This is a genomic window from Chryseobacterium vietnamense (genome assembly GCF_031454475.1).
GTDB classification, from domain to species: domain Bacteria; phylum Bacteroidota; class Bacteroidia; order Flavobacteriales; family Weeksellaceae; genus Chryseobacterium; species Chryseobacterium vietnamense.
The window spans coordinates 84,193-97,875 of sequence record NZ_JAVDQX010000005.1; the positions used below are offsets into that span (position 1 = coordinate 84,193).

The following is a 13,683-nucleotide window of genomic DNA, read 5'->3' on the forward strand; positions in this document are numbered from 1 at the left end:
CATTAATTATGATTAAACGTTAAGTGAATAATTTAAAATCTACAATGTAGAATTTAAAATTTCTATTAGTCTAAAGCAAGTTGTCCCTGTCTGCAAAGATCAAGGATTTCATCTACTTTCTCTATCGTTAAATTTTCATGAAAGAATTTTCCAAGCTGCATCATGGGTGCGTATCCACATGCTCCAAGACATTCAGCCGGTTTTAATGTGAACATACCGTCTTCAGTAGTCTCTCCGTCTTTAATGTTCAGTTTGGTTCTGATATGATCCAGAATTTTTTCGCTTCCACAAACCATACAAGGTCCAGTTCTGCAAACTTCTAAAACATATTTACCTACAGGCTTCATATTAAACATGGTATAGAAAGTAGCCACTTCATATACTTCGATCGGTTGGATACTTAATAGTCTTGCAACATAATCCATCACAGGAACATCTAACCATCCTCCGAATTCTTTCTGCGCCAAGTGAAGTACAGGAAGAAGAGCAGATTTCTGTCTTCCTTCAGGATATCTTGCGATAATTTTGTGTACCTGTGCTAAACTTTCCGGTTTAAAAGCTATTGTTTCGCTCATTTTTTATCTAAGATTAAAGAACATAGAAAAAGAGAGAATAGACTCTGAAATTCGTGTCCTAAATTCAATTTATATTGGGTGATGAAAGTCCTTTATCTTTCATCTGTTTTCTAAATTCTAATTATGCGTCTAATTCTCCCGCAATAATATTCATACTACACATCGTTACAATGGCATCTGAAATTACAGAACCTGTAATCATTTCAGGATATGCCTGATAGTAGATGAAGCATGGTCTTCTGAAGTGAAGTCTGTAAGGGCTTCTTCCTCCGTCACTCACAAGATAGAAACCTAATTCTCCGTTTCCACCTTCAACAGCATGATAAACTTCTCCTTTCGGTACATCAGTTTCTCCCATTACAATTTTGAAATGGTAGATCAGTGCTTCCATTTTCTGATATACATCCGCCTTTTCAGGAAGATAGAAATCAGGAACATCCGCGTGGAATGGCCCTTCCGGAAGATTTTCGTATGCTTGTTTGATAATTTTGATTGATTCCCAGATTTCCTGCTGACGAACCATGAAACGGTCGTAAGTATCTCCTGAAGTTCCTACAGGAATAATGAAGTCGAAATCTTCATAGGAAGAATAAGGCTGTGCAACTCTTACATCATAATCTACTCCTGCTGCACGTAAATTTGGACCTGTGAAACCATAGCTTAATGCTCTTTCAGCAGAAATAGCTCCTGTACCGATGGTTCTGTCCATGAAAATTCTGTTTCTTTCTAATAAAGTACAGAATTCTTTGAATCTTGGTGGGAAAGTTTTTAAGAAGTCTTTCAACAACTCATGAAACTTAGGAGTGAAATCTCTTTCAAAACCTCCTATTCTTCCCATATTGGTTGTCATTCTGGCTCCGCAGATCTGCTCATACATATCATAAATACGTTCTCTTTCGATGAACATATAAGTAAGACCTGTAATCGCTCCTGAGTCCATTCCGGTTACCCCGTTACAGATCAGGTGGTCACCGATTCTTGCAAGCTCCATGAGGATAACACGCATATAGTCTACACGTTTTGGAACTTCCACGCCAATCAGCTTCTCTACTGTCATGTGCCAGCCTAAGTTATTGATGGGTGCAGAACAGTAATTCATACGGTCTGTAAGGGTAGTGATCTGAGAATAGTTTCTTCTTTCAGAAATTTTCTCAAATGCTCTGTGGATGTATCCTACTGTTTGCTCAGCGTGAAGGATTCTCTCTCCGTCCATCGTTAAGATATTCTGGAAAATCCCGTGAGTAGCAGGGTGGGTAGGTCCCAGATTCAGGGTATATAATTGTCCGTCAATCTGTTCCTTACTTTCGTACTGGTTTAGTATATTAGATAATGAGTTATCTTTCATAAGTATTATAATTGATAATTGATAGTTGATAATCGATAATCATTTATCTATCATCATTTATCATTTATATTTTATTTTTTATCTTCCGAACATGCTATCGTTCTTGTCGGTTCTTGTACCGTCTTCAAGGCGATATTCCTTCAACATTGGGTGGTATCCCAGGTCTTCCATATTTAAAATAGGTCTCAGATCCGGGTGTCCTTTAAATTTAATCCCATAGAAATCATACGTTTCTCTTTCCATCCAGTTTGCTCCTGCATACAGCTCTACTAGAGAGTCTACTTCAATATTTTCTCTGGACATAAAGATTTTCAGACGTAATCTGAAATTGGCCATCATATTATGCAAATGGTAGACAACACCAATTTCCTTCTCAGGGAATTCAGGGTAATGAATACCACAGATATCCGTAAGGAAATTAAATTCCAGAGATGAATCTTTCAGATAGTGAATGATCTTCTTGATATCTTCTTTCTTTACTTCAATCGTCAGCATCCCATATGGTTCTGAGCTTGAAATAACAGATTCCGGAAATTCTCTTGTGATTGCTTCTAATACAAATTCGTTTGTCATTTCCGTTTAGTTGCTTATGTTGTAAGAATCTAATAATTTCTGATATTCAGGCATGTCTCTTCTTCTGATGCTTTCGCTTTCTGCAAGAGCCTGTACCTGCATTACACCTTCAATGATCTGTTCAGGTCTTGGAGGACATCCGGGAACGTAAACATCTACCGGAATAATTTTATCTATTCCCTGAAGTACAGAATACGTATCAAAAATACCACCGCTGGAAGCACAAGCTCCAACTGCTACCACCCATTTCGGCTCAGCCATCTGAGTGTAAACTTCTTTCAGGACTGGTCCCAATTTCTTTGATATAGTTCCGCAAACCATCAGCATATCTGCTTGTCTTGGAGAGAAAGAGTTTCTTTCCATACCAAATCTTGAAGCATCATAAGTTGGGTTCAGGGTAGCCATAAACTCGATACCACAACAAGAGGTTGCAAATGGTAATGGCCAAAGTGAAAACTTTCTTGCCATCCCGATTACACTGCTCAGTTTTGTTGCGAAAAACCCTTCTCCTTCATAGCCTTCGGGAGCAGGTGCATCTGTTCTTATTACTGGTTTTTTATCTGACATTTTCTTTTGTTGAATATTTAAAGATTAAAGTACTTATCAAATGTAATCATCTCTTTTTTTTCAATGATTAAATTATTCAATCTTTTAATGTTAAAATTTATTTATCCCAATCCAGCGCACCGCGTTTCCAGACATAGAAAAACGCTACGAAGAATATCGCAACGAATGTAAGCACGGCAAGGAATCCTTCCATACCAAATTCTCTGAAATTAACAGCATAAGGATAAAAGAATACGATTTCAATATCGAATAGTACGAACAATACCGCAGTCAGGAAGTACTTGATAGAAAACGGTGTTCTAGCGTTTCCTTCTACAGGAACCCCACATTCCCAGCTTTGGTTTTTTACAGAGTCTCCTTTTTTCTGTTGTGGACCTAAGAAATGTGCCCCAAGCAAAGAAACAGCTACAAATCCTACTGCTACACCAGCCTGGATAAGGATTGGAATATAACTTTCAGGTAAATTCATTTTTGCATTATTATCTCAATTTGCAAATTTAGCGAATAAACAAGAAAGCATGAAATTAATCAGCTTAAAAGTGGGATGAAAATGAGTTAAATCGGTAATTTAGAATCAATAAAAATTAGCTTTTTATGATTATTTTTTTTGTGTGTTTTTCCCCTTTTTTTGTAGTAACTGCCAAAATATATACTCCATCAGGCAGATTAGAGATATTTAAACTTTCAATATTGTTTTGGCTGGAGAAGTCTTTAGTTAGCCTTCCTGAGTTGTCAAACAGCTGTATTGCGATCATTTGATTACGTTCAATATTGGTATTACAAATAATTTTGCCGTTAGCAGGATTGTTTACATTGAAATAGGTTTTTGATGCAGAGGTTTCTTGGGTATGTAATGGTGTGAGACTACAGGTCGTATTGGTAGATGTAAGATTGTAACGGGCAGCAGCGCCATAAATAAGATGGTTATAAGTCCTTATCGGAGCTCCAATCTGTTTATTTACCATATCGATTTCAGATAAAGTAGATGTATTGTTGCCATAAGTGATCAGATAGGCTTTTGAATATGTTCCGTAATCAATAGAAAAAGCAGCGTATGGGTTCGGTGTATTGATGGCCATGAAAGGACAGCTCTGGGTTGGGTTTTCCAGATTAATTTCAACGATTCCGTCTGCAGTAGTTAAAAAAAGTCTGCTTTCATAAAAGAATAAATCTCCTGAAGGAGTCTGGCCATCCGAGAGATTACCGATCTCTGTGAAAGTACCGTTATTTATATCATACCTGTAGAGCGCGTTAGGATTGGTTCCGGCCGCATAAAGATAATTTCCGGAATCGGCTACAAGTGAATTGGCTGCAGCATTGCCAGTGGTGAAATCACCTAAAAATTCACAAATTGAACTGGTGCTTTTTTTTCTGTATAATAATCCGGAATTGGTAACGTAATACAAGTTGTTATTGCTGTCAATAGCAATATCTGTGGATATTTCATTGGCCGTAATATTTTGTGTACAGTAGGTTTCCGGGACTTCCGTAGGACCAGAAACATCAAATCTGTAGACACCGCTGGTGAAATTAGTAAAGTTGATTACAGAGAATGTATTAACGTAAAATTCCTGTGAATAGGTTGATGCCGGAATAAAAAGCATTCCTATGAAAAGTAATATTCTGTTCATGCTGGTGGTTATTAGTCAGAACAAATATAAATTATTTCATAGAATCTGATGATAATTTTACATTTCTTATTTTTTCATTTTTCTAAGAAGCGTATAGGCCATAAAGGAAATATATCCGAAAAGAATACTGGCAAAAAGAATGTTGATTACTGTATTGGTTTTGTCATCCGGCGACTGGAAAAAGATGTTATAACTGACAAATCCTGCAATTAGAATGGCAAATATGATAAGCTGTGGTTTCATAAAGTTCAAAGTTTAGGTGATAAGTTTACACTGTACAAAATACAGAATCATTTATTTAAGCTCCATAGAATAGGTTCTTCTTCTTTTATGATTCACGGGATTATAATCCTGCCATAGCAGCTGAATACTTTTGTTTTCTTCCAGTTCAGGATTGGTTTCAAGATATTTAACTCCTTTTTTTCTGAATATGTCCCAGATTTCTTTGAAAATAATGGAAGTTACTCCTCTTCTCTGATAGTCCGGGTGGATTCCGATCAGATAGAAGTTAGCCCTGTCATTTTTCTTTCCAGCTTGCAGGAAATGCCACCAACCGAATGGAAGAAGTTTTCCGCCGGATTTCTGCAGTGCTTTGGAATAAGAAGGCATGGTAATAGCAAAAGAGATCAGATTGTTGTGCTCATCAGCAATACAGACAATGAAATCTTTATCAATAAGTTTGAAATATTTCTCTTTATACGTTTTACGCTGTTCATCCGAAATCGGAGTGTAAGTAGAAAGATGTTTGTAAGTCTCATCCAAAAGATCAAACATAGGATCTACATACTGAATAATCTCTTCTTTGTTTTTGAATTTTAAAACTTTCAGCTTGTACTTTTCAGAAATAAGCTGATTGAATTTATGGATTTTTTCAGGCAGGGTTTCAGGGAAAATGATTTCAAACTCTACCCATTCTTTTTCTTTGGTTAATCCTAGATTTTCGAGATGCTGAGGATAATAATCATGGTTGTAAATCCCAATCATCGTTGCCAGCTGATCAAAACCTTTTACCAGCATTCCTGCTTTGTCAAGATTGGTGAACCCCATAGGTCCTTCAATTTTGTCAATATTTTTTTCTTTGGCATAATCAACCGCTTTTTGAATCAATGCCTTTGAAACTTCAGCATCATCAATAAAGTCGATCCATCCGAAACGTACTTTCTTAATTCCTAATTCTCTCTCTTCCTTATGATTAATCAGAACGGCAATTCTTCCCGCGATCTTATCATTCTTATAAGCCAGATACTGTTTTGCTTCGGAATATTGAAGCGCAGGATTTTCATCTGCATTCCAGATATTGATTTCGTCATTGATAAAAGACGGAACATAGTAGGGATTGTTTTTATACAAATCCATTGGAAACCTTACGAATTGCTTGAGCTGACCCGCTGTTTTTACTTCAATTATTGAAACTTTAGACATGTTTTTTGAGAGGAATTAAAGGACAAATATAAATAATAATATCGTATACTTTGGCACAGTTTTTATATGATTATGGGTGAAATTAAACACAAAAATTTATATAAAATGGTGGGTTATTATATCATTATTGGTATTTCAATGCTGGTGAGCTGGTGGGTTTCATCCAGGTTGAAATCGAAATTTGAATATTATTCCAATGTACACCTTCGAAATGGCCTTTCGGGGAAAGAAGTAGCGGAAAAGATGTTGAGAGATAACGGGATAAATGATGTTCAGGTCATTTCTGTACCCGGGCAGTTGACGGACCACTATAATCCGGCAGATAAAACAGTAAACCTTTCTGAAGGAGTTTATATGCAGAGAAACGCAGCGGCAGCGGCAGTAGCAGCTCACGAGTGCGGACATGCAGTACAGCATGCGGTAGGATATTCTATGTTGAATTTACGTTCAAAACTGGTTCCTATTGTCAATATAAGTTCTAATCTGATGCAGTTCGTTCTTATTGCAGGTATCGCAGTAATGGCGGCATCAAGAACAATTGAGAATCCAAATGGAAATACAACTGTTCTTGCAATCGGTGTAGCGATGTTTGCGATGACCACTCTTTTTGCTTTTGTAACACTACCCGTGGAATACGATGCAAGTAACAGAGCAATGAAATGGCTTAAAGATACAGGAACGGTAACTGCAGAAGAATTTGTTGGAGTACAGGATAGTTTGAAATGGGCAGCAAGAACTTATGTGGTGGCAGCCTTAGGTTCTCTGGCACAACTTCTTTACTGGGGATCATTACTTCTTGGTGGAAGGAGGGATTAATCATTAAATTCAAATGAAACATATTGCATCTCAGAAAGTTTTTCTGAGATGTTTTCTTTTTGCGCCAGCTTCAAGGATGCAGTAAGAATGCAGTTTTCATTGGCGTCGAAATTCAAAACCTTGGCATCAAATTTTGAAAGCAGGGTGAAAATTGTATTTTGCTGATTGAAGTTAAATTGAATCTCGACCTCTGTCTCTAATTCTCTGGTGATAATACTGGCTTCCTCAAGTGTGATCTTGGCAGATTCCTTATAGGTTTTTACCAATCCTGAAACACCTAGTTTGGTCCCTCCATAATAACGGACAACAATGACAAGAACATTGGTGATTTCATTAGCCAAAAGCTGGTTGTAAATTGGTAATCCGGCACTACCGGAAGGTTCACCATCGTCATTGGCCCGATAATTCTCTCCATTTAATCCCATTCTGAAGGCGTAGCAGTGATGAGTCGCTTTCGGATGTTCTTCTCTTATTTTTTCGAGTGCACTCTTTAATTCTTTTTCATTGGTTACCGGGTAAGCAAATCCTATGAACTTGCTTCCTTTTTCTTTTAAAAGAGTATTTTCTATGGGTTTTTCTATGGTTTTGTATTCAAACGTCATTAGAGTTCCTGCTTTGTTTATGCAAAAATATTAAATGCTTTACGATTCTGCACCATGATCATAAATTAAGCCGTCAAATCTTGACGGCTTATCTGTTTTTTGATATGAAATTACGTTCTTATATTCCATCTCCGCAAAGATCCATCGGGATCAGGCACATATAACTTGTCGGGCCGCAAAAATCCTGAGGACATTTATCTCTGCATCTCGTAGGTTCTCCATTGGGTAGTGTGCAGGTTACAAAAACTCCTCCCTGAATTGTCTTTAAGCCGGTTCTTGATACTTTTTTCAAATTTTTCATGATAATAGTTTTTGGTTTTTCAAATTAAAAATAGATCTAACAAGGAAATGTCCCGTCTGCCCAAGGTGGTGGGCAGCTCATACTGGAGGGAGTTGCACAGCAGTGCTGTAATGAAGGTGGATAGAATGAACAGCATTCAGGAGCAATACCTCCCTGAACTGTTTTTAGCTCTTTTCTTGAAACTTTCTTTAAATTTTTCATGGTAGTTTTAATTTTGTAAAACTAATGTAAAGAAATTATTTCATTTACCGGTGATAAAATGATTTTTTATTTTGAATTATAAAATGAAATGGTATTATCTCTGAATGTTTCAGTTTTAGTAGCTGTATTATTGAATGCCGGAGCTTTTGTTCCGTTTTCAAGTTTCAGATTTTCATTTCTTATGACCATTGCTTCATCCCAGAGATCAGCGTTGATAAATTCCTGCAAGGTAAAACGACCACCTTCAATAATAACTGACTGTATCTGCTCTTTATACAGTGCTTCCATGAGCTCCGGGAGAAAATGATCTTTGTTGATTTTAATGAATTGAATGTGTCCTTCAGTACCTTCTTTCACGGAATTTACAACCAAAGTTTTTGCTTCATGGTTATAAATATTGAAGTTGGCAGGAACTTTTAAATCAAAATCAATTAAAATTCTGACCGGATTTACGCCTTCAGTATTTCTTACGGTAAGGCTGGGATTATCATTCAAAGCAGTTTGAGTTCCTACTAAAATAGCGTGTTCGTCAGCTCTTAACTGATGAACAAACTGATTCACCAATGTGTTGGAAACAGCTGTCGGTTTAAAATCCTTATCCAGAAAACCATCACCGGATTCCGCCCATTTTAAAATGATATAAGGTCTTTTCTTTTCATGATAAGTGAAAAATCTTTTATTGAGTTCAATACATTCTTTTTCAAGAATTCCTGAAACGGCTTCAATTCCTGCATCCTGAATGATTTTCTTCCCCTTGCCATTCACTTTATCATGAGAATCCATAGCGCCAATCACCACTTTTTTAAATCCCAGTTCTTTAATCTTTAAAGCACAAGGTGGAGTTTTTCCGTAATGGGCACAAGGTTCCAGAGATACATAAATCGTTGATTCCGGAATAAGATCTTTATTTTTAACGGAATTAATGGCGTTGATTTCCGCATGGTTTTCTCCTGCTTTGTGATGATATCCTTCGCCAATGATCTCTCCGTTGTGTACAATCACGCTTCCAACCAGAGGATTAGGGTAGGTGTAGCCAAGAGCTTTTTGAGCCAGCTCTATACATCTTTTAATATAAAATTCGTCGTTGTTCATAGATATAAAAAGAAAAAGCGAAGACAAATTGCTTTGCTCCGCCTTTATTGATTTTGTTATGTGTTAATCTCCACTGATAATGCTGTGAAGATTTTGTTTTAACGTTTCAAGATGAGCTTTTTTCTCATCAATCGTGTTGTAAGTGTCTTTTAAAAGAGGGTTTTCTCTGGACGGTTTGTTAAAGAAAGAAAGATTGTTTTCCAGTTTAACGATCTCTGCCTCAAGATCAGAGATTTGATTTTTGATCTTTCTTGCTTTATCGGTAAGCTGATTTTCAGATAATCCTTCTTCTTTCAGTTCAAGTTCATTGATTTTGTTTATTTTCAATTTCTCTCTTAATGTCTTGTTGAATTCAGAGTTAATTGAAATTTTATCTCTCGGAACTTTTCCAATATTATTCCATGAAGTTTTGATCTGTTCAATTCTTTCGATACTGCCTTCTTCATTGGAAACTTCTTTAAGTTCATCAAGAAGAGCTTTTTTGTTTTTATAGTTCTCCTTCCAGTTGTCGGTAGATGTATTGCTTTTCTCTCTGTAGTTGTTGAAGAATGCATTACAGGCATCACGGAATTCATCCCAGATTTTATTGGTCATGCTTTTTGGAACGTGGCCTATTTTTTTCCAGTCTTCCTGAAGTTTTTTGAATAGCGGAACAGCAATATCCCATTCCTCATTATTCATATTGTCCTGTGCAGTCTGGATCAGTTTTAATTTTTCTTCAAGATTCGCCTGCTGAGAGCCTTTCAACGATTTGTAATAATTATTTTTCGTTGTATTAAAACCTCTTAGTGTTGTTTTGAAATCATTCCAGTTTTGGTTGGAAAGTTTTCTTGGAACACTTCCTGTCTTCAGGAATTCAGAACGAAGATCTTCCACTCTTTTGATGGCATTCTGCCAGTAATTGTGGTTAGGTGTTTCTGAAGGTTCAGACAGTTTTTTGATTTCAGCAATGATTTCATTCTTCTTTTCAAGATTAACAGCCTGTTCTTTTTCAATAGAAGCAGAAAGCTCAGATTTTCTTTCGTGAATTTTGTTCGAAATTTCTTTGAATTCTTCCCATGTTTTTTCACGGAACTCTTCAGCAACAGGTTCTGCTTCTTCTTTCCATAGCTTATGGAGATACTGAAGCTCATTTAAAGCCTTTTGGATGACAGGTTCATTTTCCAGTTCTTTAGCACGGGCAATGATATGTTCTCTCTTTTCCAGGTTATGGCTGTATTCCTGTTCCAGAAATTCTTTATTAAGATCCAGCATCTGATAAAACTGATTCAGGTGATGGAAATAATTATTGTTAAGAATTTTGAATTCAGACTTGGCAACCTGTCCGGCTTTTGACCAGTCTTCTTTAATCTCACGAATAGATCTGAAAAGATTAATTCCTGGTTCTGAGCTGGTGTATAGATTTTTAAGTCTTTCGATTATGCTTTGACGGTGGTCAAGGTTTTTCTTTTGCTCTTCTTCCTGTCCTTTCTGGAAGTCGTCATGTTTTTCTTTGAAGATATTGACCAATGCAGAATACTTGGCCTGAGAAGGGTGTTCATAGCTGAAATTTTCGGCAGGGTTTCCGGCTTCTACGTATTCATGCTTTTTATCCTCCACTTCATCATGGATGTAATGACTTGCTTTTTCCCTCAGTTGGTTGAATCTTTTGAAGTTCTCACCAGCATTGGGAGTGTTGATGATTTTTTCCATTTCCTTTAAAGCATCGGCAAGGGAGATTTCTTCTTCATGTTCATCCAGGTGTTCTGCATCATCTTCATGTTGGTTTGCATCATGAGAAACGGTGTTTTCTGATGGTTCCTGAGATACTTCGTTAGGATTTTTCTTTTCTTCGTTTTCAGAAAGATTGTTTTCTGTAGTCATAGCAAATCTTTTATGTGAGTGGCGTTAATATCCTTTAAATATAGCTGTAAGGCCAATTAAAGCACTAATTTATGTTATTTTTTTTGAAAATTCCAAATTTCCCAGGCTTTTTCTGCTTGCTGTTCAAGCATATAGTATCCATTCACGGTTTTTGCTCCTTTTTCAGAGGCATTGATGATGAATTGAGTGTAGTTGGGATTATAAATCAGATCAATAACCAGATGATCTGAAGAAAGTCCTTCAAAAGGAAAGTTCAGACAGTCTTTTACATTTGGGAAAGTACCTACTGGCGTACACTGAATGATAATTTTATGTTCAGCAACAGTTTCCTGATCAAGATTTTCAAAATTGATTTCCGTACTTCTTGAAATGATTACCGAAGGAATATTATGTTTATCTAAGGCATATTTAACAGCTTTTGCAGCTCCCCCGTTTCCTAAAATCAATGCTTTATCCTGTGAAGGTTTTCTATGCAGGAGAAGCGTCTTTTCAAAACCGAACGCATCCGTATTGTAACCTGTTTTTTTTCCATCCTGAATGAGAACGCAATTGACAGCACCTATTTTCTCTGCTTCATCACTTAATTCATCCAGATAATCAATTATTTTTTCTTTATAGGGAATGGTCACATTGAATCCTAACAGGTCCGGAGAAGCAAAAAGATTTTCAACTTCAGTAATTTCGTTCAGATCAAAAATATCGTAGGAGAAGTTCTTCAGCATGAGCTTCTGGAACTTATTTTCGAAGAATTTTTTAGAAAAAGAATAGGAAATGTTTCTGCCTATCAATCCTAATTTTTTATTGGAATCCATAGATCAAAAGTAAAAAAAAGACCGGATAAATCCGGCCTTAGTTTGAAATATTTTTTAATAATTAATCTACGATAAATTTAGTAGAGAAATTATCTGTTTTCAGGATATAAGTTCCCTTTACCATCCCTTTAAGGTTGATTTTGTTTGAATGTCTGAAAGGATTAGCAATTGTTTCAATTAATTTTCCTGAAAGATCATAGATGTCAGCTTTTGAAATTTTGCCAAGGTTTTCTCCTTTTACAAATAATTCATTGTTCCTTACCGGGTTAGGATAGATCGTGAAGTCTGATTTGTCCTTTTGGTTTTCAGTGGTAGCTAACGTAGTACCGAAACATGTCCAGCTTAGGTCATCCAGAGCAACTCTGTTGGTAAGAGATGAATTGGTTAGTTTAATAACAACATTTCCGCTTACATTTATATTATTAATGGTAGTTGTAGTAACCACATTACTGTAAGGAATAGTTCCTACATTGACGTCGTTTACAAGAACATTGAAGTATCCTGCGCTTCCGGAGAATTTCAATTGAGTTGTTAATGTTAAACTCTGAACTCCACCTGTGAAAGTTGAACTTGTTAAAGTTCCATTTTTTATAGTAATAGCCTTATTATTGATGGTCTGGTCAACTCTTGCGTCTGTAGCAGTCCATGAAATTCCATTGTTGGTCCAGTTTACTGTCATGTATGTATTTACAGGGCCGGTGATCATTTCAAAATTTTCAGTTCCGCAGCTTCCTCCACCGGCAGGTGTGTCAAGAGTGGTTTCCGTAGCGGTTGTGCTTTGTGGAGAAGAGTTTGAGAAAGCATCTTTAGCAATGATATAGAATGTATATTGAGTAAGTGGAGATAATCCTGAAACAATAGTAGACGTTGTTGTTCCTGAAACTGTAGTTTTTAATGTTCCGTTGGCATAAATCTGATAAGATGTTACTCCCACATTATCTGTTGCGGCTGTCCAGCTTAAAGCAATAGAGTTTGAAGTAGGATTGCTGGCAACAAGGTTGGTTGCTGCTGTAGGTGCCTGGCTGTCAATAACCGGAGCTCCCCAGATCTGGGTAACGTATTCAGGGTGGTCAATGAAAGGGTTTCTGTTTCCCTGGTAAGTATAAGAAGCATTGTTTCTGGCAATTTCTTCCGGAGATACAGGATCCATTGCGTTCCATGCTAAATATTGATTAAGTGCCCAAGGCTGCAGCCCTGGAAATGCGGTGTTGCCAAGCATATCACCGGAAGTGAAATTAAGAAGTTTGTCCTCATATCTTGTTACAAAATAAAGAATCATCCTGGCAATATCTCCTTTGAAAGCATCAATAGGCTCAAATACGGTACCTGCATATCCTGCAGATACAGATGTACCAAGTTTTGATCCGTTTTTAGAGGTAAAAGAAGTGTTGCCAACAATTCCGAAAGGGTAGTTGGATCTCATTCCGTTTACTTTTCCATCGGTAGCGCGGATAAAATGAATATCAGCTACCATAGGAGAAGCACTGTTGAATAAACTCTGGGGAATCACATGCTCTCTGTTGTAGCAGTCGCCTTCATTAGAATAACCGGCAGATCCGCATTGACTGGTTCCCAGTGTGAAATTATACTGATCCGCTCCATTGGGGTTTTCAGAATAAATATCCAGAATAGTTCCGTCATTTTCATAGAAATAGTCGCGGTCAGTGGTTGCATAGCCAGTCCATAGCCCACCATAACCATTGTCTACATGTCCGTTGCTGATAATGTTTTTCAGAGCTGTTTTCAGAGCTGCACCTGTAAATCCGTTAGCATTTGTGTAATATCCTGCCGGAGCCTGTGCCAAAGCGCCAATAAATGTAACGCTTAAAAGAAAAAAAGATAAAAGTTGTTTCATTTTTTAAAATTGGGGCGTAAAGGTACGA

16 protein-coding genes are annotated in these 13,683 nt (G+C 36.9%); 1 reads left to right on the top strand and 15 read right to left on the bottom strand.

The genetic code is table 11. The annotated features are described in order from the left end of the window. Positions 1 to 65: 65 nt before the first annotated feature. The 8 genes from J2786_RS18795 to J2786_RS18830 form a co-directional block, all read right to left on the bottom strand. The gene (locus tag J2786_RS18795; RefSeq protein ID WP_047428397.1) at positions 66 to 575 is read right to left on the bottom strand and encodes an NADH-quinone oxidoreductase subunit NuoE family protein; all 510 of its coding nucleotides are present in this window, start codon (positions 573 to 575) and stop codon (positions 66 to 68) included. Between the two features lie 121 nt (positions 576 to 696). Beyond that, on the bottom strand, positions 697 to 1,920 hold the full coding sequence (gene nuoD, locus J2786_RS18800) for an NADH dehydrogenase (quinone) subunit D (protein WP_034693431.1): 1,224 nt from the start codon (positions 1,918 to 1,920) through the stop codon (positions 697 to 699). 78 nt (positions 1,921 to 1,998) lie between these two features. Then, positions 1,999 to 2,493: an NADH-quinone oxidoreductase subunit C gene (locus tag J2786_RS18805; RefSeq protein WP_034693433.1), complete on the bottom strand. Its 495-nt coding sequence runs from the start codon at positions 2,491 to 2,493 to the stop codon at positions 1,999 to 2,001. 6 nt (positions 2,494 to 2,499) lie between these two features. Then, entirely contained in the window at positions 2,500 to 3,060 is a 561-nt protein-coding gene (locus J2786_RS18810) for an NADH-quinone oxidoreductase subunit B (RefSeq protein ID WP_002983540.1), read from the bottom strand. A gap of 97 nt (positions 3,061 to 3,157) precedes the next feature. Then, positions 3,158 to 3,529, bottom strand: coding sequence for an NADH-quinone oxidoreductase subunit A (locus J2786_RS18815; protein WP_047428392.1), 372 nt, complete (start codon positions 3,527 to 3,529; stop codon positions 3,158 to 3,160). 115 nt (positions 3,530 to 3,644) lie between these two features. Further along, positions 3,645 to 4,691, bottom strand: a complete 1,047-nt coding sequence (locus J2786_RS18820; RefSeq protein WP_047428389.1) for a T9SS type A sorting domain-containing protein — start codon at positions 4,689 to 4,691, stop codon at positions 3,645 to 3,647. A gap of 66 nt (positions 4,692 to 4,757) precedes the next feature. Beyond that, positions 4,758 to 4,934 (bottom strand): hypothetical protein, encoded by a 177-nt coding sequence (locus J2786_RS18825; protein ID WP_167497897.1) that lies wholly within the window; start codon positions 4,932 to 4,934, stop codon positions 4,758 to 4,760. A 51-nt stretch (positions 4,935 to 4,985) separates the two neighbouring features. Further along, positions 4,986 to 6,113 (bottom strand): GNAT family N-acetyltransferase, encoded by a 1,128-nt coding sequence (locus J2786_RS18830; RefSeq protein WP_047428386.1) that lies wholly within the window; start codon positions 6,111 to 6,113, stop codon positions 4,986 to 4,988. Between the two features lie 105 nt (positions 6,114 to 6,218). Here J2786_RS18830 and J2786_RS18835 point away from each other — a divergent pair, with 105 nt between their 5' ends. Continuing rightward, entirely contained in the window at positions 6,219 to 6,929 is a 711-nt protein-coding gene (locus J2786_RS18835; protein ID WP_174525207.1) for a zinc metallopeptidase, read from the top strand. Here J2786_RS18835 and J2786_RS18840 read toward each other — a convergent pair. The 7 genes from J2786_RS18840 to J2786_RS18870 all read right to left on the bottom strand — a co-directional run bounded on the left by J2786_RS18840 (position 6,926) and on the right by J2786_RS18870 (position 13,655). Then, entirely contained in the window at positions 6,926 to 7,531 is a 606-nt protein-coding gene (locus J2786_RS18840; RefSeq protein WP_047428383.1) for an IMPACT family protein, read from the bottom strand. The two genes, J2786_RS18835 and J2786_RS18840, sit on opposite strands and share 4 nt — an antisense overlap. 118 nt (positions 7,532 to 7,649) lie before the next feature. Beyond that, a complete protein-coding gene (locus J2786_RS18845; RefSeq protein ID WP_047428380.1) occupies positions 7,650 to 7,832 on the bottom strand; it encodes a bacteriocin-like protein in 183 nt (60 codons plus the stop codon). Positions 7,833 to 7,868: 36 nt separating this feature from the next. After that, positions 7,869 to 8,033: a bacteriocin-like protein gene (locus J2786_RS18850; protein ID WP_156121353.1), complete on the bottom strand. Its 165-nt coding sequence runs from the start codon at positions 8,031 to 8,033 to the stop codon at positions 7,869 to 7,871. 66 nt (positions 8,034 to 8,099) lie between these two features. Further along, complete coding sequence (gene ribD, locus J2786_RS18855; RefSeq protein ID WP_047428377.1) at positions 8,100 to 9,125, bottom strand: bifunctional diaminohydroxyphosphoribosylaminopyrimidine deaminase/5-amino-6-(5-phosphoribosylamino)uracil reductase RibD; 1,026 nt, start codon at positions 9,123 to 9,125, stop codon at positions 8,100 to 8,102. A 63-nt stretch (positions 9,126 to 9,188) separates the two neighbouring features. Further along, positions 9,189 to 10,988 (bottom strand): DUF349 domain-containing protein, encoded by a 1,800-nt coding sequence (locus tag J2786_RS18860; protein WP_047428373.1) that lies wholly within the window; start codon positions 10,986 to 10,988, stop codon positions 9,189 to 9,191. Positions 10,989 to 11,062: 74 nt separating this feature from the next. Next, a complete protein-coding gene (locus J2786_RS18865) occupies positions 11,063 to 11,800 on the bottom strand; it encodes a shikimate dehydrogenase family protein (RefSeq protein WP_047428370.1) in 738 nt (245 codons plus the stop codon). A gap of 61 nt (positions 11,801 to 11,861) precedes the next feature. Further along, complete coding sequence (locus J2786_RS18870; protein ID WP_047428366.1) at positions 11,862 to 13,655, bottom strand: endonuclease; 1,794 nt, start codon at positions 13,653 to 13,655, stop codon at positions 11,862 to 11,864. Between the last annotated feature and the right edge of the window lie 28 nt (positions 13,656 to 13,683).